Origin of the sequence: Gilliamella sp. App6-5 (assembly GCF_001690525.1) — a bacterium.
GTDB lineage: Bacteria > Pseudomonadota > Gammaproteobacteria > Enterobacterales > Orbaceae > Gilliamella > Gilliamella apicola_H.
Genome location: NZ_LZGT01000004.1, coordinates 36,577 through 56,983 on the forward strand (window position 1 = coordinate 36,577; position 20,407 = coordinate 56,983).

General features: G+C 36.6%; 19 protein-coding genes, 1 tRNA gene and 1 other RNA gene. 3 read left to right on the top strand and 18 right to left on the bottom strand.

Going from position 1 to position 20,407, the window contains the following annotated elements:
* Positions 1-415 precede the first annotated feature (415 nt).
* From A9G24_RS00580 to A9G24_RS00635, 13 genes are all read right to left on the bottom strand, one after another.
* A complete protein-coding gene (locus tag A9G24_RS00580; RefSeq protein ID WP_065637296.1) occupies positions 416-2,182 on the bottom strand; it encodes a DEAD/DEAH family ATP-dependent RNA helicase in 1,767 nt (588 codons plus the stop codon).
* A 358-nt stretch (positions 2,183-2,540) separates the two neighbouring features.
* Positions 2,541-3,395 carry a lipoprotein NlpI gene (gene nlpI, locus A9G24_RS00585; protein ID WP_065637297.1) on the bottom strand — a complete coding sequence of 285 codons (855 nt, stop codon included), beginning with the start codon at positions 3,393-3,395 and terminating at the stop codon, positions 2,541-2,543.
* A gap of 31 nt (positions 3,396-3,426) precedes the next feature.
* Entirely contained in the window at positions 3,427-5,541 is a 2,115-nt protein-coding gene (gene pnp, locus A9G24_RS00590) for a polyribonucleotide nucleotidyltransferase (protein ID WP_065637298.1), read from the bottom strand.
* Positions 5,542-5,851: 310 nt separating this feature from the next.
* Positions 5,852-6,121 carry a 30S ribosomal protein S15 gene (gene rpsO / locus A9G24_RS00595; protein WP_065567223.1) on the bottom strand — a complete coding sequence of 90 codons (270 nt, stop codon included), beginning with the start codon at positions 6,119-6,121 and terminating at the stop codon, positions 5,852-5,854.
* Between the two features lie 148 nt (positions 6,122-6,269).
* Positions 6,270-7,193, bottom strand: coding sequence for a LysR family transcriptional regulator (locus tag A9G24_RS00600; RefSeq protein ID WP_065637299.1), 924 nt, complete (start codon positions 7,191-7,193; stop codon positions 6,270-6,272).
* 196 nt (positions 7,194-7,389) lie between these two features.
* A complete protein-coding gene (locus A9G24_RS00605) occupies positions 7,390-8,142 on the bottom strand; it encodes a TSUP family transporter (RefSeq protein ID WP_065637300.1) in 753 nt (250 codons plus the stop codon).
* Positions 8,139-9,212, bottom strand: a complete 1,074-nt coding sequence (aroC, locus tag A9G24_RS00610; RefSeq protein ID WP_065637301.1) for a chorismate synthase — start codon at positions 9,210-9,212, stop codon at positions 8,139-8,141. Before aroC ends, A9G24_RS00605 begins: the two co-directional genes overlap by 4 nt.
* A 30-nt stretch (positions 9,213-9,242) precedes the next feature.
* Positions 9,243-10,136, bottom strand: coding sequence for a 50S ribosomal protein L3 N(5)-glutamine methyltransferase (gene prmB / locus A9G24_RS00615; protein WP_065637302.1), 894 nt, complete (start codon positions 10,134-10,136; stop codon positions 9,243-9,245).
* A gap of 149 nt (positions 10,137-10,285) precedes the next feature.
* Positions 10,286-10,373, bottom strand: a tRNA-Ser gene (locus A9G24_RS00620).
* 71 nt (positions 10,374-10,444) lie between these two features.
* A complete protein-coding gene (gene cydH, locus A9G24_RS13255; protein ID WP_141673013.1) occupies positions 10,445-10,534 on the bottom strand; it encodes a cytochrome bd-I oxidase subunit CydH in 90 nt (29 codons plus the stop codon).
* Positions 10,535-10,561: 27 nt separating this feature from the next.
* Positions 10,562-12,643, bottom strand: a complete 2,082-nt coding sequence (prc, locus tag A9G24_RS00625) for a carboxy terminal-processing peptidase (protein ID WP_065637303.1) — start codon at positions 12,641-12,643, stop codon at positions 10,562-10,564.
* 9 nt (positions 12,644-12,652) lie between these two features.
* Positions 12,653-13,201: an RNA chaperone ProQ gene (gene proQ, locus A9G24_RS00630; protein ID WP_065637304.1), complete on the bottom strand. Its 549-nt coding sequence runs from the start codon at positions 13,199-13,201 to the stop codon at positions 12,653-12,655.
* A gap of 63 nt (positions 13,202-13,264) precedes the next feature.
* Positions 13,265-13,621, bottom strand: a complete 357-nt coding sequence (locus tag A9G24_RS00635; protein WP_065637305.1) for a DNA-binding protein — start codon at positions 13,619-13,621, stop codon at positions 13,265-13,267.
* A gap of 179 nt (positions 13,622-13,800) precedes the next feature.
* Here A9G24_RS00635 and A9G24_RS00640 point away from each other — a divergent pair, with 179 nt between their 5' ends.
* The 3 genes from A9G24_RS00640 to rnpB all read left to right on the top strand — a co-directional run bounded on the left by A9G24_RS00640 (position 13,801) and on the right by rnpB (position 15,220).
* Entirely contained in the window at positions 13,801-14,064 is a 264-nt protein-coding gene (locus A9G24_RS00640; RefSeq protein WP_065637306.1) for a helix-turn-helix domain-containing protein, read from the top strand.
* Positions 14,065-14,299: 235 nt separating this feature from the next.
* On the top strand, positions 14,300-14,665 hold the full coding sequence (gene bamE, locus A9G24_RS00645; RefSeq protein WP_081303018.1) for an outer membrane protein assembly factor BamE domain-containing protein: 366 nt from the start codon (positions 14,300-14,302) through the stop codon (positions 14,663-14,665).
* 165 nt (positions 14,666-14,830) lie between these two features.
* Positions 14,831-15,220: RNase P RNA component class A (gene rnpB, locus A9G24_RS00650), an RNA gene on the top strand.
* A gap of 1 nt (position 15,221) precedes the next feature.
* Here rnpB and A9G24_RS00655 read toward each other — a convergent pair.
* The 5 genes from A9G24_RS00655 to mreC form a co-directional block, all read right to left on the bottom strand.
* Positions 15,222-15,917: a DedA family protein gene (locus A9G24_RS00655; RefSeq protein ID WP_065637308.1), complete on the bottom strand. Its 696-nt coding sequence runs from the start codon at positions 15,915-15,917 to the stop codon at positions 15,222-15,224.
* A 27-nt stretch (positions 15,918-15,944) separates the two neighbouring features.
* Positions 15,945-17,405 (bottom strand): metalloprotease TldD, encoded by a 1,461-nt coding sequence (gene tldD / locus A9G24_RS00660; protein ID WP_065637309.1) that lies wholly within the window; start codon positions 17,403-17,405, stop codon positions 15,945-15,947.
* A gap of 139 nt (positions 17,406-17,544) precedes the next feature.
* Positions 17,545-19,020 carry a ribonuclease G gene (rng, locus tag A9G24_RS00665; protein ID WP_065637310.1) on the bottom strand — a complete coding sequence of 492 codons (1,476 nt, stop codon included), beginning with the start codon at positions 19,018-19,020 and terminating at the stop codon, positions 17,545-17,547.
* Positions 19,021-19,031: 11 nt separating this feature from the next.
* Positions 19,032-19,517 (bottom strand): rod shape-determining protein MreD, encoded by a 486-nt coding sequence (mreD, locus tag A9G24_RS00670; RefSeq protein ID WP_065637311.1) that lies wholly within the window; start codon positions 19,515-19,517, stop codon positions 19,032-19,034.
* Positions 19,504-20,346, bottom strand: a complete 843-nt coding sequence (gene mreC / locus A9G24_RS00675) for a rod shape-determining protein MreC (protein ID WP_065637312.1) — start codon at positions 20,344-20,346, stop codon at positions 19,504-19,506. Before mreC ends, mreD begins: the two co-directional genes overlap by 14 nt.
* Positions 20,347-20,407: the final 61 nt, after the last annotated feature.

Here is a 20,407-nt window from a genome sequence, read left to right on the forward strand (position 1 = left end):
TTGTGTGCTCACTATCGGATATTTACCCAACTATTCATCTTTTAGGTTATATTTTTTGTAAAAAATATTCAGGATTCTATACCGTTTCGCGATTAATTGAGGCTTTGCCATCTCTCATTTGTTAAACGTGTGCTCGCATCGTATCCATCAGAAATTCACGAAATCAACTAGCCCTAAAATAAATGGGTAAGTCAAAAGATAGAAAACGAAAAGTTTAAGTGATTGCAGGTAAAACGTTTTATGGGCTTTTTGGATGATTCATCATGAAGTGTAAACAACCTATTGTTTTCCTAGCAGTCATATAATTAGTTTTCTGAATAAATGTTGGCAGAATATAACAATAAACTACTTTGACAATAGTTGTGCAAATAAGATGGAGTGAACAAACCTCTGCCAGACGGCAGAGGTTACATTATTAAAATTTAGGCGCTGAAGGACGACCGCGTTTTTTAGCAAATCCTTTATCTGATGTATCAGATTTGCTACCTTTACGGTTTCGCTTAGATTCAGACATTGTGCCATTAACCAAACTCATTTTCATTGGCTGATTAAGAACTCTTACTTTTTCAAAGTGTTTTAATATGTCTTTTGGCATGCCTTTTGGTAATTCAACAGTTGAATAAGTATCATAAAGTTTGATATTGCCAATATAACGGCTACTAATATCGGCCTCATTGGCAATTGCACCAACGATATGCCGCACTTCAATACCGTTTTCTTTACCAAGTTCGATACGATACATATCCATATCACCCACATCGCGACGCTCACGACGTTTTGGTGTTTCGCGATTATCTCCGCGTAGGCGGCGCTCACCACCACGGTTATCTCGATCACGAGTGTCACGAGATGGCTTAAATACCGGATCAGGAGGAAGAATCAGCGGACGTTCACCTTGCGCTAATTTGAGCAATGCAGTTGCAATTGTTTCAAGATCAGCACCACTTTCGGCTTGTATTTGCGCTAATAAATTTTGGTATTGATCTAAATCACTACTTTCTAACTGTTTTTGGACTTGCTCCGTAAATTTAGCTAAACGACGTTTTTCCAGCAACTCTTTAGATGGCAATCCAACTTCTGGGATTGGTTTTTTTATGGTATGTTCGATATTTTTAAGCAAGCGACGTTCACGGCTATCAACAAATAAAATAGCACGACCTGCTCGGCCAGCTCGACCAGTACGTCCGATACGGTGAACATAAGATTCTGAATCTAACGTAATATCATAATTGATAACTAAGCTGATGCGCTCAACATCTAAACCACGTGCCGCAACATCGGTTGCGATTAATATATCTAATCGACCATTACGTAAACGATCTAATGTTTGTTCACGCAGTTGTTGTGTCATATCGCCATTTAAAGCGGCACAACTATAACCGTGTTTTTCAAGCACTTCTGCCACATCTAAAGTAGCCGATTTTGTTCGAACAAAAATAATCGCTGCATCAAAATCTTCAGCTTCTAAAAAGCGAACAATCGCTTCATTTTTACGCATACCTCGAACAAGCCAATAACTTTGGTCAATATCAGGCGCTGTTTGATTAGTACCTTTAATTTGAACTTCTTTTGGATTATGCATAAATCGTTTAGTAATACGACGAATTGGTGCTGGCATCGTTGCTGAAAATAATGCTGTTTGATGATTTTCGGGAATCGTTGCCATGATGCTTTCAACATCATCAATAAAGCCCATTCTTAACATTTCGTCAGCTTCATCAAGCACTAAACCTTTCAAATTGGAAAGATCTAGTGTTTTACGATTTAAGTGATCAAGCAAACGCCCTGGTGTACCAACCACTATTTGTGGCCCTTGTTTTAACGCACGTAATTGCACGTCATAACGCTGCCCGCCATATAAAGCTAGTACTTTTACGCCTTTCATATATTTTGAATATTCAGAACAAGCATCTGCAACTTGCATAGCCAGCTCGCGTGTTGGCGCTAGAACTAAAAGTTGTGGTGCTTTTAAGCTTGCATCAATATTCATTAAGAAAGGGATTGAAAATGCGGCAGTTTTACCACTACCCGTTTGCGCCATACCCAATACATCGTTACCTTCTAATAATAGAGGTATACATTCAGATTGAATAGGTGATGGTTTGCTAAAACCAAGATCATTTAATGCATTAAGGATATCCTCGGATAAACCAAGGTCAATAAAAGAAACGTCTTTTGTCATGTAAACTCGCTTATAAACTTTGAATATATAAGCTTGCTTATTTAGTTAGCAAAAAAATTAATAATGATTAACTAATATCAATTAAGATTTCTCTTATTTTTGCTAAACCAAATAAAGAAAGCAGATATAAATTTATGCCAGCTCACTAAATTGAAAATTTACAACTCACCCCAATAACTAACTGCCGATATTGACTCAACAACTATTCGATATAGAAACAACTTAAATTTAAAGCTAATTAATGCTTATATAATCTAAGATAAAGTTATCTGCATGACAAATGTTGAGAATATATTATTTGGCAAATCAGAACTACGCTATAACAATATTTTCACTTTTAAAACTGGCATGACCCTTGTTACTTTTCTTCAAGTAACTTCATTTCATAGAGTGCCTGTTGATGTTCAACATAGTTATAAATATTATTGGCTAAAGCATATTTAAATAACATTTTGGCACGCTCGTTGTTACCTTTACTTTGATAATATTTTCCTAAGTAAAAGTAGGCTTCACAAAGGCGCTCGGCTAACTGCCGATTATTTTCAGCACCTTGTTGAAGATTCTGCATTAATTTAGACTCACTTATTTTGTCTAAATAAAATGCAATAATATTGCCACTATAAATCGTTTTATCATTAATCAGATCATAACGTTTTTGTAGCTCATTTTGGGCAGCTTTATTGTTGATCTCCTTCTCAATCAGATAAAGCCATAAAATCCTGATAGGTTCATTCACATCATATTGATAAAACTGCAATGCATCGCGCTCAGCAGCTTGATAATGCCCTGTACGATATAACGCAATTGCACGATTTAAGTAAGCATAAGCATAAGTAGGATCAAGCTCTAACGTTGTATTAAACGATGTTAAAGCTTCATCAAAATTACCTTCTCTGAGCGCATAAGTCCCTAAAAAATTATAAACATCAGGGATTTCTGGATTAAAATTTAACAAATACGAAAAATCGCTTTGGGCAAAGGCTTTAAAACCTAATGAATCGTAAACAATACCACGCTCAAAGATAAGTTGCATTCGCGTTACAGTATCAAGATCTTTTCGTGATAACTGTTGGCTGATCTGAGCAATTTTTAATTCGTCATCATATGAAACCTGCTCAGGAACAGCCAGCAAAGGCTGAGAGTGAGAACAACCCGACAAAAGAATAACAGCTAGCAAAAAGCAGTATACAGCCCTCAGGTTGAATAATTTCACTTTTACCCCCCTAGCCTAGTGAATCACAGTTTTATTCTGCTGTCGGAGCAACATCTACTGCCGACTCAACAGCATCTTTCATGCTTAAACGGATTCTGCCTTGGCGATCAATTTCGAGTACTTTTACATTCACTTCTTGACCTATTTTTAAATAATCAGCCACTTTTTCGACTCGATGATCAGCAATTTGAGAAACATGGACAAGTCCTTCTTTCCCGCCAATAACAGATACGAAAGCACCAAAATCAACGATTCTAGTAACTTTTCCTGTATAAATTTTACCAATTTCGACATCAGCAACTAAATTAGTAATGCGTGCCATGGCATCTTTCGCTTTATTGCCATCTGAAGCTGCAATCTTAACTGTACCATCGTCAGTAATTTCAATAGTCGTCCCTGTTTCTTCAGTTAAGGCGCGAATAGTTGCCCCACCTTTACCGATAATATCGCGGATTTTATCAGGATTAACATTCATCGTATAAATACGCGGTGCAAATTCCGAAATTTCTTGACGAGGTTTATTAATTGCTTGCTCCATTACACCTAAAATGTGTAAACGTGCACCTTTTGCTTGATTAAGCGCTACTTGCATAATTTCTTTAGTGATACCTTCAATTTTGATATCCATTTGTAATGCACTAACACCTTCACGCGTACCAGCTACTTTAAAGTCCATATCACCAAGATGATCTTCATCACCAAGAATATCTGACAATACCACAAATTGATCGCCTTCTTTGACCAGCCCCATCGCAATACCAGCAACAGATGATTTAATTGGCACGCCGGCATCCATAAGCGCAAGTGAAGCACCACAAACAGAAGCCATTGAAGATGAACCATTTGATTCGGTAATTTCTGATACCACTCGAACAGTGTATGGAAATTCTTCACGACTTGGCATTACTGCCGCAACGCCACGTTTAGCTAAGCGACCATGACCGATTTCACGACGTTTTGGTGATCCAACCATACCTGTTTCGCCAACAGAATATGGAGGAAAATTGTAATGAAGTAAAAAACGTTCAGTATATTCACCCGTTAGTTCATCAATGATTTGTGCATCACGTTCTGTACCTAATGTTGCGGTGACTAATGCTTGGGTTTCGCCACGTGTAAACAGTGCACTACCATGCGTTCTTGGTAAAACACCCGTGCGGATATCAAGTGCACGAATCATATCTTTTTCGCGACCATCAATACGAGGTTCGCCCGCAATAACACGTTTACGAACAATTTGGCTTTCTAAATCGACGATAATATTAAGCACTTCGTTTTCATCAACTTCTTCATTTTGTTCTTTTAGTGCGGCTAATACTTCTTCTTTGATTAAATCGATTTGAGCATAACGCGCTTGCTTTTCGGTTATACGATAAGCTTCACCTAAGCGCTCTTTAGCGAGTTCAACAATGGCATTATATAGCACTTCGTTTTTAGCTGGTGCTACCCAATCCCATTTTTCGCAATTGGCTTTTTTTACAAATTCATTAATATTGTCAATAACAACTTGTTGTTGTTCATGACCAAATACCACCGCCGCTAACATTTGATCTTCAGTAAGTAAATCAGCTTCAGATTCAACCATTAATACTGCACTTTTAGTTCCAGCAACCACTAAATCTAAACGACTTGTAGCCAGTTCTTTTACAGATGGATTTAAGACAAATTCATCATTAATAAAGCCTACACGCGCAGCACCGATAGGACCATGGAATGGCACACCTGATAAGCAAAGCGCAGCAGAAGCACCAATCATAGCAACTAAGTCTGGGCTCACATCAGGATTTACTGAAACCACGGTTGCAATAATTTGGATTTCATTAACAAACCCTTCAGGGAATAATGGGCGAAGTGGACGGTCAATCAAACGTGCAATTAAGGTTTCGCCTTCACTTGGACGACCTTCTCGTTTAAAAAAACCACCAGGAATACGCCCTGCTGCATAGGTACGTTCTTGGTAATTAACTGTTAGCGGGAAGAAGTCTTGGCCTTCTTTCACTTTTTTATTGGCAACAACGGTAACAAATACAGCGGTATCATCCATATTAACCATAACCGCAGCAGTTGCTTGACGAGCCATAATACCTGTTTCTAAAGTCACAGTATGACGGCCATATTGGAATTTTTGATGAGTCGGATTAAACAAAATAATGTCCTCTTGTTATTTATTATGTTGAAGTTTGATATTTCGACAGGAAGCAGCATTATGCTGCACTTATTGATACTCTCTTCAACAATGTGGGGATAAATTCAACAAAAAGATTATTTCACTGTCACGACTAATGACAAATCTATAAATTATAGAGCTCTCATTAGTCGCGCGAAACATGAGATACAATCTTTACTTTGTTGACTTACATAAAATACTAATTTTTTTTCGAGCTCTGCATTATATCAGAGTGCCAATTTTTCACAACGAAAAAGAGGCCTAAGCCTCTTTTCAAGTAGATTATAAATTAGCGACGTAAACCTAGCTTTTTAATTAATTGGCTATAACGCTCGATATCTTTACGACGTAAATAATCTAATAATTTACGACGGCTAGACACCATACGTAATAGACCGCGACGGCTATGGTGATCTTTTTTGTGCTCAGAAAAATGACCTTGTAAATCATTAATACGCGCAGTTAAAAGAGCAACTTGAACTTCAGTTGAACCTGTATCGTTAGTACCACGACCATATTCAGCAACGATTTTCGCTTTAGCTTCTACAGTTAGAGACATAATAAACCTCTTCAAATAAATATAAAATATAGAATGACCGATCTCTAATTCAGACATTCCTCAATATTCATATAAGAATATATGAACTGCGTAATTATACTGAAATTTGTTAAAATAGCAATTTGATTTACTTAGTTAACCACAGGGTTTACTTGAGTTGAAAACCATATTCTTCTTGAATAAGTTTTTTTAACGCCTCAATATAATTTTGGGCTGATAGACTCAATTGAGCTTTTTGTGATGTGATCCAACCAATTAGGATTTTTTCATCTACATCTAAAGGTATTGATAAAATATCAGAACCATTTAAATCCGTACTTAACACTCCTGTACTAATGGTATAACCATTAAGTCCATGCAATAGATTAAACAAAGTTGCCCTATCACTCACATGAATACTTTTTTTATGGTAAACCGTACTTAAAATCTCTTCTGAAAAATAAAACGAATTATACTCCCCCTGCTCGAAAGAGAGATAAGGATAATCCTCTAAATCATCTAATGTTAATGACTTCATTCCCGCTAATGGATGATGAGTACTAATAAATACATGAGGATGCGCTTCAAAAAGTGGATTAAAGGTCAATCGATGTTCTTTCAGTAGTCGCAAAATTACCTTTTGGTTAAAATCAGTCAAATATAAGATGCCAACTTCGCTGCGTAAATTGGCGACGTCGGTGATAATATCGTATGTTCTTGTTTCCCTAAGCGTAAACTCGTATTCATCTGTATGATTTTTTTTAATTAAATTAACAAAAGCATTAACTGCAAAAGCATAATGTTGGGTTGATATACTACATAGCTGCTTAGAAGGTACTTTTTTTGAATAATGTTGTTCCAATAGCTCAGCCTGATCTAAGACTTGTTTAGCATAACCTAAAAACTCAACACCATCGGTCGAAAGTGAAACGCCTTTGGAAGTACGTACAAAAATCTCAATACCAAATTCGGCTTCTAAATCTTTTACCGCCGTTGATAAACTCGGTTGTGTAATGTACAAATTTTTAGCAGCCTCATTAATTGAGCCGGAACGTGCAATTTCTAAAATATAACGTAGTTGTTGAAGTTTCATAATATCAGTTAATGCCTTAACACAAACTATCTTGCTTAACACAAATATATACTAAATCATATTTAAGTGAAGTAAATAATTGTTAACGTTTTTATACTCAAACACATACTTTCCTGAAAGTTTTTAACAACGATTTTGTTGTGCTATTGTAAAATAGTGATGAAAAATAAATAGTAATGATTAAAATGGTGAGCAATTAAAAGAAGTTTTCGTAAATTAATTTTATACCCATAAGCGTTGAAACAGTAATTAGCATAGGTCTGATTAATTTGCGACCTTTAGCAATGACCATCTTAGCACCAAGTCTTGCACCTATAAATTGACCAACTAACATGATAAGTCCAATTGACCATATCACTTCACCACCAACAATAAAAAACAGTAAACCAGCTAAATTTGAAGTGAAGTTTAACACTTTGGTATGTGCTGTCGCTTTAGTTAAATTAAAGCCAGCCAGTGTGATATAGGCTAACGCATAAAATGAACCCGCGCCAGGCCCAAAAAATCCATCATAAAAACCAATTGCTAAAGCTGGTATTAGTGCAAATTGGATAAGTGAAAAGCGACTTTTACGATCGTTTTCACCAATGGTTGGAGAAAGCAAAAAATAAAGTCCCACGCCAATGGTTAAAATAGGCAGTAATAGCTTTAAAAAATCAGCTTGGACATGCATAACCGACAATGTTCCAACTGCCGATCCAACAAAAGCACACATGATTGAACACTTTTGCTGCTTTAAATCGACCATTCGCTGACGAATAAAATATAAACTAGCAGAAAATGAACCACCACAGCTTTGTAGCTTATTAGTCGCCAAAGCACTGGCTGGCGGCAGTCCAACCGCAAGTAAAGCAGGCACGGTTAATAAACCACCTCCACCTGCAATTGAATCAATAAAACCCGCTAAAATAGCAATAGTAAACAGTAAGATAAGTAACTCATCACTCATAGCGAATTGACATCATTACATTGAGCGCGATAGCGAAGATAATGATCCATTAGCACTATAGCAACCATCGCTTCAGCGATAGGTACGGCTCGTATTCCTACACATGGATCATGTCGACCATGGGTCGATACTTCAACGGCCTCGCCATGGATATTAATTGATTGCCCTGCAATTTCAATGCTTGGTGTTGGCTTTAAGGCGATACTGGCTAATATCGTTTGTCCTGAGCTAATACCCCCTAAAATACCACCAGCATGGTTAGATAAAAAACCTTGCTTGGTTATTTCATCTCGATTTTCACTGCCTCGTTTATTAACAACCGCATAACCATCACCAATTTCAACGCCCTTCACTGCATTAATACTCATTAACGCATGTGCAAGTTCAGCATCTAATTTGTCAAATACGGGTTCACCAAATCCTACTGGAACATTTTCGGCAACAATACAGACTTTAGCACCAATTGAGTCACCCTCTTTTTTCAGTGATCTGAGCAACTGATCAAGTGCCTCTAATTGGCTTTCATCAGCGCAAAAAAATGGATTTTGTTCAACTTGTTGCCAATCTTTTAATTCGCATTTTACATCGCCCATCTGAGCCAAATAACCACGAATGGTTATGCCAAGCTTTTCTTGCAGATATTTTTTTGCAATCGCGCCAGCGGCAACGCGCATGGCAGTTTCACGAGCAGAAGAACGGCCGCCGCCACGATAATCGCGTATGCCATATTTATTTTGGTAAGTATAATCTGCATGGCTTGGTCTAAAGATATCTTTAATTTTGCTATAATCTTGAGAACGTTGATCGGTGTTTTCAATAAGTAATCCAATACTTGTCCCTGTTGTTACACCTTCAAATACACCTGATAAGATTTTGACTCGATCGGCTTCTCGGCGTTGAGTAGTATAACGAGATGAGCCGGGTCTACGACGGTCAAGGTCATGTTGCATATCGGATTCAGTTAATGCAAGTCCAGGTGGAACGCCATCGACAATACACCCTAATGCTACGCCGTGTGATTCACCAAAAGTGGTCACTTTGAATAATTTTCCGATTGAGTTTCCAGCCATAATAAATTTATTCCAATTATTGAAAGTCGCTTATTTAAAACAGTAATGATATTGAATCAACTCTTCACGAGTGATCGCAAACACGCCCAGACCACCATGCTTAAATTCAATCCAATTAAATGGGACATCTGGATATTGTTGCTGTAAGCTAATCCAGCTATTACCAACTTCACAAACTAATATACCCGCTGGAGCTAAATAATCTATTGCATCTCGTAAAATTGTTTTTACCAAATCTAAACCATCAAAACCCGCCTCTAATGCTAACCTCGGTTCATATAAAAACTCATCTGGCAAATCACTCATATCTTCACTATCAACATAAGGTGGATTTGTGACAATGAGATCATATTGTTTTACAGGCACATCATTAAATAGATCTGACAAAATAGGCGTAACTCGAAAATCCATTTCGTGCATTTCAATATTTGTTTGTGCAATATCTAATGCTTCTAATGAAATATCGGTGATATCAACTTGAGCATCAGCAAACTCATAAGCACAAGCAATACCAATACAACCACTGCCTGTGCACAAATCTAAAATATTTTTAGGCTCAGCAAATATTAGCTGTTCAAAATGGTTATTAATGAGTTCACCAATAGGAGAACGAGGAATTAATACACGTTCATCAACGTAAAAAGAATGGCCACAAAACCAAGCTTGATTAGTTAAATAAGGGGTTGGCACACGATCTTTAATTCGTTTTTGAATAACATCAAAAAGTTGATTTTTTTCGTCATTAGTCAGATTTGCAGAATAAAATTCCGTAGGAATAAATAACGATAGCCCTAATGTTGCTAAAATCAGTTGTTTAGATTCATCAATAGGATTATCTGTACCATGTCCTAAAAAGACTTCTGATAGATTAAGTTGCGATGCTGTCCAGCGTATAAAGTCCTGAACTGTGCGTAAGTTTTCCATAATGACTCCAAATGCTTTAGGAGAGGAAGGCGTTATTTATCATTCTAGGCGACGGCCTTCAATGGGGGTTTTGCTAGAGTAATCTTGACAGTATACCCCTAACAACAATGTTGAACTTGAAGTCCCACCCTTTGATGACTAACTATTTATGGCGGTGAGGAAGGGATTCGAACCCTTGATACGTTGCCGTATACACACTTTCCAGGCGTGCTCCTTCAACCACTCGGACACCTCACCTAATTATTAGAACCTGCTTTTTCAAGCAGGTTGCATACTATAATGATCACAAGATAATTAATCAAGCTTTTTTAATTCATACAAACAATAATACCAAATGTGGCCAAAACAGCGAGTATACTAACTGTTGTGAGCAAAGCATATTTTATATCTGAACACATTTTATTATCTCCAATTATTTTTTATTATTAATTAGTCTTTTCGATTGGCAAATCAAACGAAATAATCTTGTTAATAGCGCCACTACTTTCAAGTTTTGGATATTTAGACGCAAAATCAAGAAGTATCTCGATTGATTCATCTAAGTAAGCATCGGGTTGTTTATAATCCTTAGGTAAATCATCTAATTTAGTAATTGATGGTAAACCTGCTTTCTTTAGACGTTCATTCATTCTTGTTAAATCACGATCATCATTAGTTTTTTGTTCTGCTTCTCGTTTTTTCTTATTAAGCGAAACAATATATTGACGATCTTTTTTATCATTAAACCGCTTAATATCTTCATCAATATAGATAAATTCAGGATTTTTTGAAATTCTAGCCAAATGTTGCGATTCTAAATCAGGTAACAATGACTTAATATTGGCAAGAACCAAGTAATTAGCTGATGGTATTTTATCCCAAGGTAACGCATTGTCTAAGAACCGCTCACCTGTTTCATCAACATACTTAACTTTATTCATTTCAATGTCCGGCTCAACACCTTTCAATTGTGTACTACCGCCATTGATACGATAAAACTTCTGTACAGTGTATTGAGCACCGCCCAGTTCAGGCCAATTTGGATGTAATCTTGCATCAACTGGATAAGAAATGTTACGAGAAGTTTGTACAGTTCCTTTACCATAAGTCGTTTCACCAACGATTAATGCGCGCCCATAATCTTGCATAGCAGCAGAAAATATTTCTGATGCTGATGCACTATAGCGATTAACCATTACAACAAGCGGTCCGGTATATTCGATACCTTTATTTTTATCATCATAAGTAATGACTTTTTGCAAATTGTCTCGAACTTGAACAACAGGCCCACTATCAATAAACAAACCAGTTAAAGTGATAACTTCCGCTAATGAACCACCACCATTATCACGTAAATCAATAACCAGACCTTGCAAATTTTCTTTATTTGCTTTCGATAAAAGAGATTCCACTTTTTCGGTTAATCCCATGTAGAAACTCGGTATTTCAATAACCCCTACTTTACCGCGCTGATTATCAATGATCTTCAATTTCGCTTCACGATCTTCAAAATGAATTTTATCACGAGTAAGCTCAATGACTTTGGCCTTACTATTGTTACCTGCTGGTAAAATTTCTAACTTAACTATAGTCCCTTTTGGTCCACGAATTTTATCGACAATATCATCTAAACGCCAACCAATAACATCTTCAATTGCAGAATTGCTTTGACCTACGCCAATAATTTTATCGCCAACGGAAAACAACTTACTTTTTTCAGCAGGTCCGCCAGTGACAAAAGACATAATCACAGTATAGTCGTCTTGCTGACTTAATGTTGCACCAATGCCTTCAAATGATAAACTCATTTCAGAATCAAAATCACGTTTTTTACGTGGTGCTAAGTAACTAGTATGAGGATCGATCTCTCTTGCAAATGCATTCATAAATACTTGGAAAGCATCTTCATTATTTGATTGCATTATCGTTTTCAAAACACGTTTGTAACGTTTAGTTAATACTTCTCGGATCTGTTTTTCATTTTTTCCTGATAAGGATAAACTGAGCTCGTCATATTTAACGCGTTTGTCCCAATAGGTATTGAGTTCAGCTTCAGAAGTCGGCCATGCAATTTCTTCACGATTGAAATCAACTTCATCATTGGCAGAAAAATCCATAGGACGCTGTAAAACTTCCAGTGCATATTGATAACGGTTATAACGTTTTAGTAAAAAAAGATTATAGATGTCATAAGCCGTTTTTAGATTACCGTCAATTAATTCCTGACCTAAAAACTCTTGTCTGTTTCGGAATTTATCAACATCACCTTGAATAAATATGGATTTATTTCCATCTAATAATTTGAAATAGCGATCAAAAATCTGAGCAGAAAAAACTCCATCTAAGGCAAAATTGCGGTAATGTGATTGAGTAAAAAAATTGGTTACACGTTTAGCGACAACCTGATGAATCTCATCTTGCTTTAAAACGGGGATTTGTTCTTTAGCTTGCGGTTTTGCCTGAACGTTTTGGCTAACAATACCAAAAACAAGACTAAGTGCAATAATACCTTTCAGTAATTTATTCATTCAAATTCTCTACTTATTGATAATGTGTTCAGGTTTCACCGTTAATTCCATACCTGCGCCAACCTTTACTTTAATATGCTCTTTTTCAATATTAATTATTTGTACTTTTATAGGTTTATTGCCTACAATAACTTTAACAAAATCACCAATTTTTGGAGTTTTGGATTTTTTAAATGGTGCACGAGCCGTTTTACGTTTTTCTTTTGCGCGTTCTTTAAAGCGCGCTTTAGCCTTTTCTTTGCTATCTTTCAACTGTTGTTGAGCATGATCCATCTGTTCTTGATTGATGACTTCATGAGGGTTGCCATCTAAGTCAACACGGTTAGCCCCTGCTTTTATACTATACAAGTAGCGCCAACTCATGGTGTATGCACGCAATGCCGCTCGAAGTTTAGTTTTACTAATTATGTCACTATTATCCAGACGAGACAGGATATCTTGAAAAATACCAATTTTTAATGGTTTTGCTTCACCTTCAAGGGTAAAACAATTCGGGAATTGTTGAGCTAAATAAGCAATAATCTCTTTACTATTTGTTAATTGAAACTGACTTTCCATTGTTTATTCCATAGCAACTAAATTTTACGGACGTTAAAGTATATCGTAGCTTATACAATAACACTAATCATCTTTTTTCTGTTTATTAATAAAAGTAATAAAATCTTTAATACCGTTTCGCATCAACCATGAGGAGACAATAGATTGTTCATCAGCGGATAACTGTTCAAAAGCAGTCATCCAAAGTTGTAAAGGTTCGATCGGCGAAATGATATAGTTAGCACTTTCTTCTTCACTATATAATGCTTTTTTAACATTAAGTGGTAAGCTACCAATATGATATTCCAAAGCTTTACCTCGAACGCCCGCTCTTTTTCGAGCAGTCCAATTTTCAGCTCTGGCTTTACGATTAACGCCTTGTATTGTTGACGGCATCCCTGCAATACTTGATAGCTCTTTTGATGAAAACCACTCTTTCATTTTTACTATCCCATTTTAACACATTTAAGAAAAAGTTATAGAAATTAAAGAAACTTTGATACAATAAATAAGAAACGCATAATTATTAATAATTCAAGTTCAATTGCAAACTTACTCGTTTTAGTAACTTTGGAGCATAACATAGATATACAAGGTTATAAACTAAGAGGAAATAAAAAATGAAAAAAAAGTCTAAAGATTGGCATCCAGCAGACATTATCGCCGCTCTAAAAAAGAAGGGTACAACGCTTGCAAATCTATCTCGTCAATCGGGTTTAAGCTCATCCACACTTAGCAATGCATTAGTGAGACCATGGACGAAAGGAGAGATTATTATTGCCAAAGCATTAAATTTAGAACCCCATCAAATATGGCCTAGCCGTTATATCGATTCGAAAACAAAGCAACCAATCAAGCGTGTAATACGACAGAGCAAAGAATAAATTTTACATTAAGCTGTAGGCAAGAAATGAATTTAAACAAAAATACGGAAAATATGGAAACATATAGAAACAAAAATCATTGTTTCCATGTTTCTAGCTTAATAACAATTTTGCTATGATTGAATATGAGTTAATTTTTCCCAGAAATATAAATAATTCTTCATCTTGAACGTTGCCCAACATGTGCTATTATTAGCGATTATCAATAAAAGCATTACCCATCTCAGGCAACAATATGATGAAAAATGTAACAAAATACCTTATCGCATTATTTTCAATTGTAATATTATCAAGCTGTTCACAAAAGAATTTTGTAGAACAAGGGACTCCATTAAATAAAGAAAAAGTAAAAAATATAGTGGAAGGCTCAACGACTGAATCCCAAATAATTAGCCTATTTGGTAAACCAACAAGCCAAAAGGAACTTAATTCAAATGAAACACAATGGACTTATCAATACACGAAAAAGAGTTCAACCAGCCATATGTTAATTGGTGAAATTCAATATGATATTGTTGAAGGAAAACTCGATATTATTATCTCTAAAGGTGTGGTAACTTGGTTTAATTATGACGAACACCAAAAACAGAAAAAGTGGTAATAAAAATTATCCAGTTTTATAGCACATCGCCAAGGTGTGCTAAACGCTTAATGTTTCCTCTTTATTGAACATATTCACCTTAAAAAACGTTTAAACTTCATTCAACTATTCTCTACAGGTTATACAATTCTGGACAAAATTGCGCATTAGGTTATACTCATCAAAGAAATTAACCAGACAATCGCTGCTTTGTTGCTGTCCTTTTATTAAAGGAGACAAACAGAGGGGAGGAAAGTCCGGGCTCCATAGGGCAGAGTGCCAGGTAACGCCTGGGGAGTTTTGGCGAGAGCGAAAATTCACGACTAGTGCAACAGAAAGTAAACCGCCGATGGCTTATTTTATAAGATCAGGTAAGGGTGAAAGGGTGTGGTAAGAGCACACCGCGCAACTGGTAACAGTTGTGGCACGGTAAACTCCACTCGGAGCAAGGTCAAATAGGGATTCATTGGCGCGGCCCGCGTTGAATCCGGGTAGACTGCTTGAGCTAATGTGTGAGCATTAGCCTAGAGGAATGATTGTCCACGACAGAACCCGGCTTATCGGTTAATTTCGCTTTCTATTTTTTATTGTGGTTTGATGTAGCTTTAGATTGTTTTTTATTACTTAATGAGCGTTTGACAGCAAGAAAAACTGAAAATAGCAATCCTAATACCAATAAAAAAATAGGTATTAACATTAACAAAGACATAATTTGCTTTTCATACTCTTTGAAAATTGGCGATAATCCAAATAAATAACCTAATGTCACAATCAAAAAAATCCATAATGTTGCACTGATCAAATTATAGATATGGAATTTTCGACTATGTAATCCTGATAATCCTGCCATCATTGGTAATAATGTACGTACGAAAGCAATAAATCGTCCAATAAATAGCGCCTGTAATCCATACTTATGGAACAATACTTCCGATTTGTGATGATATTTTTCAGGTATATGTGCCATCCAACCTTGTACAAGCTTAGTATTACCAAGCCACAAACCTTGTGCATAACCTAACCAAGTTCCTAAAGCTGCGCCAGCAATTAAAATAAGATTAATTAAACCAAAATGAAATACATTTTGACTAATTAACACACCTGTTAAGAATAATAGGCTGTCTCCGGGCAAAAAAGCTGCTGGTAAGATGCCATTTTCTAAAAGGATAATAACAAACAACATACCATATAGTGCCCATAGCACATTAGGATTTGAAAGCGTTGCAATATCCAAATTAACAAACGCATGATAAAGTGTCATTATTGTTTCCATCTATTCTAAAATCCCATTGATGTATCTTTATTGGTGGTTAATGGTACCACCAACGGTTAAATTATTCACTTTCAAAGTGGGTTGCCCAACCCCAACAGGCACACTCTGTCCAGCTTTACCACAAATGCCGACACCTGAATCGAGTTCAAGGTCGTTACCCACCATTGATACTTGTTGCATAGTTTCAATACCAGAACCGATTAGCGTTGCACCTTTTACTGGCTTTGTTATTTTACCTTTTTCAATCAAATAAGCTTCTGACGCCGAAAAAACAAATTTACCGGAAGTGATATCAACTTGCCCTCCAGCAAAATTAGGTGCATACAACCCATAATCAACGCTGCTAATAATATCGTCAAAAGAAGAGCTGCCCGCCAACATATAGGTGTTCGTCATTCTTGGCATAGGTAAGCAAGCATATCCTTCACGACGCCCGTTGCCCGTTGAATATGTATTCATCAATTTTGCGTTGAGTTTATCAAATAGATATCCTTTTAGGATACCATTTTCAATAAGTACAGTTTTTTGACTTGGTGTGCCTTCATCATCAATTGAAATTGAACCACGCCGATTTTCAATCGTGCCATCATCAACAATAGTACAAACTTCTGAGGTGACTTGTTCACCCATTTTTCCAGAAAATACTGAGCTATTTTTACGGTTAAAATCGCCTTCTAAACCATGACCTACAGCTTCATGTAACAAAACACCTGGCCAACCAGCACCTAAAACAACCGGCATTGTGCCAGCGGGTGCAGCTTTAGCCGAAAGGGAAACAAGTGCTTGGCGAACAGCCTCTCGCGTGTAACTATCCGCATAACTTTCTGATGTTTTAGGATTGATCGTTAAGAAATATTCATACCCAAATCGTCCCCCTCCGCCACTACTTCCACGTTCGCGTTTACCCTCTTTTTCAACCAGAACTGAAACCGACAAACGAACCAAAGGACGAATATCGGCACATAGTGTACCATCTGTTGCTGCAATTAAAATGTCTTCGTAACTACCCGTTAAGCTAGCTGATACTTCAATAACGCTTGGGTCAATTGAGCGCGCTAACTTATCAATTTGCTGCAACAACGCTATTTTCTGCTCTTGAAAAAACGAATTGATCGGATTTATTGATGGATAGATTGACACTGTTTGAGTAGATTTAAATGGCGTCACCGCTATGGGGGTTTGTAGTTTAGTAATTGAATTTGCAGCTAATACACTTTGTTCTAAACGCGCCAATGAAAGCTGATCAGTATAGGCAAAGCCCGTTTTTTCACCCACAACAGCCCTAACACCAACGCCTTGATCACGATGAAACGAAGCATTTTTTATAATACCGTCTTCAAGTAACCAACTTTCATAATAACCAGATAAGAAATATAAATCACCAAAATCAATTCGCCTTGAACTTAGCATATCAAGTAAATGCAGAAGATCTTGTTGGCTTAGATTGTTTGAATTGAGCAATCGTTCACTCACTTGAGTTAGTATCATAAATTCCTTAAATTTTAATTGTGGATGCTAGCTTTTTTGATGATCGATTAAGAAACTCGAACATAATGATTGTTTAGCTTTCATCATTTTTATACTAAAACGCATAGTTTCCTGAAAATTTTTTACAAAATAGTGCTTATTACATTAACACCACGTCGTATTGTTCTTGAATATAAAGTGGTTCAACTTTTACTTCAACACGTTTGCCTACAAATACCTCAACTTCGGCTAAAGCATGAGACTCATCATGAGTTAAAGCATTAGCCACAGCGGCTGAGGCATAAACTAAAAAGTATTCTGAGTGATGTGCTTTATAAACACGAACTATTTCACGTAAAATTTCATTGCAAACTGTTTCTACCGATTTGACCATACCACGGCCTTTACATGCTGGACATTCCTGACACAAAATATGCCCAATACTTTCGCGTGTTCGTTTGCGAGTCATTTCGACCAAACCTAAAGTCGAAAATAAATTAACAGTCGTTCTGGCTCTATCTTTAGATAAAGAATCATGGAGCGATTGTAACACCCGCTCTCGATGCAACTCTTCTTGCATGTCAATAAAGTCGATAATAATAATACCACCTAAATTACGTAATCGTAACTGGCGTGCAATAGCAATGGTTGCTTCAATATTAGTATTAAAAATCGTTTCTTCTAAATTTCGATGACCAACAAATGCACCGGTATTAATATCAATTGTTGTCATGGCTTCGGTTTGATCAATAATTAAATATCCGCCTGATTTCAATTTAACTTTACGATCTAATGCTCTTTGTATCTCGTTTTCGGTATCATAAAGATCGAAAATTGGTATATTACCACGATAATGTGATAATTTGCTGGTCACTTCGGGCATAAATTCTTGCGTAAACTCAACCAATAAATCATAAGTTAGTTTCGAATCCACCAAGATTCGCTCAATGGGATCACCAACAAAATCACGTAATACACGTTGTGATAATGCCAATTCACCATAAACTAGATTTTTACTTACCGGACGAGCCATACGCTGTTGAATTTTAGCCCAAAGTCGTTTTAAGAAATTGGCATCTTGCTCTAACTCATGCGCACTCGCACCTTCGGCTGCCGTTCTAACAATAAAACCGCCTTCGCATGTTACATATTGTTGAACAATATTTTTTAACCTTTCCCGTTCTTGTTCACTTTCTATGCGTTGCGACGTTGCCACATGGGCAGAATTTGGTCCAGGCATTAATACTAAATAACGCGACGGCAAAGTAATATCGGTTGTCAGTCTAGCGCCTTTGGTTCCTAGTGGATCTTTAACCACTTGCACCATTAAGTCCTGCCCTTGACGAACAAGTTCAGAGATATCTTTTACTTGAAATTGTTCTTGTTCAGTATCTGATACGCACTCAGTATGAGGCATAATATCTGATGCATGTAAAAAAGCCGCTTTCTCAAGCCCAATGTCTACAAAGGCAGCTTGCATACCAGGCAAAATACGGATCACTTTACCTTTATAGATATTTCCAACAATACCACGCCTAGATTCGCGATCAACATGGATTTCTTGCAATACACCATCTTCTATGTAAGCAACTCGTGTTTCAGATGGCGTCACATTCATTAATAGTTCAACAGACATAAGATTCCCTTTTAATTGATAGCAAAGCTTCGCCTTATTAGCCGCAATAATAGATAGATGACAATCCATAATAAGCCATCAATACAGCTTGATAGTAAAATTAATGGTGATATTGTTATTGTATGATAAATACTAACTTGGAATAAAAATACCAGTAAATTGTAACATACCGAAACACCAAAGATGATAAACGATTGTTGCCATAACGCTAAATTGCGTATTACTTGGAATTTAAAAACAAGTAAATAAGCAATAAATGAATAAATAAAAGCATGGATCCCCAAAATCGAACCAGTACACAGATCCATCATCACGCCAAATACAAAAGCGGTGCCAATTCCAACCCGATGAGGAAGGGCAATCAGCCAATAAGCAAAAATGAGGATCAGCAAATGGGGTTTAAACATGTTATATGATGGTGACCACGGAATAATTTGTAAACATAAACCAATGAATAACGTTATCCAAATAATTAATATTCGATTACGGCCCCTCATGTTTTACTCCTTGATTTCCCCACAATAACAATAAATAACGAAGACGTTTCAAATCAGCTGTTGGTGTAGCTGAAATAATAGGGGTTGAATCGGTAATATCAAGTTTTACTGAACTGACTACGGCTACCGGATATCCCTCAGGGAAACGACCATCAAGTCCTGAGGTCACTAAAACATCACCGACTTTTATATCAACGTTATTAGGCAAAAATTCTAACGTTAAATCATTACTACAGCCATTACCTACAGCAACCATGCCAATATCATTTCTTAGTACTTGTACTGGAATGGCATGTTGATAATCACACACTAAAATTGCGCGACTTGTTGATTGCGCGGTTTCATAAATTTGTCCAACTATTCCTTTCTCATCGACAACAGGTTGCCCAACATAAACGCCATCTTGTTTGCCTTTATTGACAACGAATTGATAAACATACGGATCAGTATCTGCTAGCAATACTTGCGCAGCCATTTTATGCTCATCATGCCTTAATGGGGAACCGAGTAATTCACGAAGTCTACTATTTTCATGTTTTAAGTGCTCAAGTAATAATAGATCGTTTTTTTGTTGCAATAACTCTGCATGCAATTTTGCGTTTTCATTTATTAGGCTTTCTCGCGTTTTTGACATCTCGTAAAGCGAATCAAACGAAGATCTTGGCGCATTCGAAACATGATAAAGAGGCGAAATAATGGTATCGAGATAATAACGAATTTCTTTAAATGGGCGATAATTGACATCTAATACAATTAGAGCCAAGGCTAACGCTAGAGAAGTAAATAATTGCACACTGAGAGGCGAACGTTTAGAAAAAAGTAATTTCATTGTCCAGTACTTACCTGTTTTATGCTCAAGATCTAATTATTTCAAGATATGACTCCGCCGA

What these genes read in the sequence shown, in the direction of transcription:
- prmB (WP_065637302.1), bottom strand. Translation starts at nt 10,136, where the DNA reads ATGGAAAACTTACGCACAGTTCAGGACTTTATACGCTGGACAGCATCG.
- A9G24_RS00600 (WP_065637299.1), bottom strand. Translation starts at nt 7,193, where the DNA reads ATGAAACTTCAACAACTACGTTATATTTTAGAAATTGCACGTTCCGGC.
- rng (WP_065637310.1), bottom strand. Translation starts at nt 19,020, where the DNA reads ATGTCTGTTGAACTATTAATGAATGTGACGCCATCTGAAACACGAGTT.
- proQ (WP_065637304.1), bottom strand. Translation starts at nt 13,201, where the DNA reads ATGGAAAGTCAGTTTCAATTAACAAATAGTAAAGAGATTATTGCTTAT.
- A9G24_RS00640 (WP_065637306.1), top strand. Translation starts at nt 13,801, where the DNA reads ATGAAAAAAAAGTCTAAAGATTGGCATCCAGCAGACATTATCGCCGCT.
- A9G24_RS00635 (WP_065637305.1), bottom strand. Translation starts at nt 13,621, where the DNA reads ATGAAAGAGTGGTTTTCATCAAAAGAGCTATCAAGTATTGCAGGGATG.
- A9G24_RS00655 (WP_065637308.1), bottom strand. Translation starts at nt 15,917, where the DNA reads ATGGAAACAATAATGACACTTTATCATGCGTTTGTTAATTTGGATATT.
- A9G24_RS00605 (WP_065637300.1), bottom strand. Translation starts at nt 8,142, where the DNA reads ATGAGTGATGAGTTACTTATCTTACTGTTTACTATTGCTATTTTAGCG.
- tldD (WP_065637309.1), bottom strand. Translation starts at nt 17,405, where the DNA reads ATGATACTAACTCAAGTGAGTGAACGATTGCTCAATTCAAACAATCTA.
- mreD (WP_065637311.1), bottom strand. Translation starts at nt 19,517, where the DNA reads ATGAGGGGCCGTAATCGAATATTAATTATTTGGATAACGTTATTCATT.
- bamE (WP_081303018.1), top strand. Translation starts at nt 14,300, where the DNA reads ATGATGAAAAATGTAACAAAATACCTTATCGCATTATTTTCAATTGTA.
- prc (WP_065637303.1), bottom strand. Translation starts at nt 12,643, where the DNA reads ATGAATAAATTACTGAAAGGTATTATTGCACTTAGTCTTGTTTTTGGT.
- cydH (WP_141673013.1), bottom strand. Translation starts at nt 10,534, where the DNA reads ATGTGTTCAGATATAAAATATGCTTTGCTCACAACAGTTAGTATACTC.
- mreC (WP_065637312.1), bottom strand. Translation starts at nt 20,346, where the DNA reads ATGAAATTACTTTTTTCTAAACGTTCGCCTCTCAGTGTGCAATTATTT.
- aroC (WP_065637301.1), bottom strand. Translation starts at nt 9,212, where the DNA reads ATGGCTGGAAACTCAATCGGAAAATTATTCAAAGTGACCACTTTTGGT.
- rpsO (WP_065567223.1), bottom strand. Translation starts at nt 6,121, where the DNA reads ATGTCTCTAACTGTAGAAGCTAAAGCGAAAATCGTTGCTGAATATGGT.
- A9G24_RS00580 (WP_065637296.1), bottom strand. Translation starts at nt 2,182, where the DNA reads ATGACAAAAGACGTTTCTTTTATTGACCTTGGTTTATCCGAGGATATC.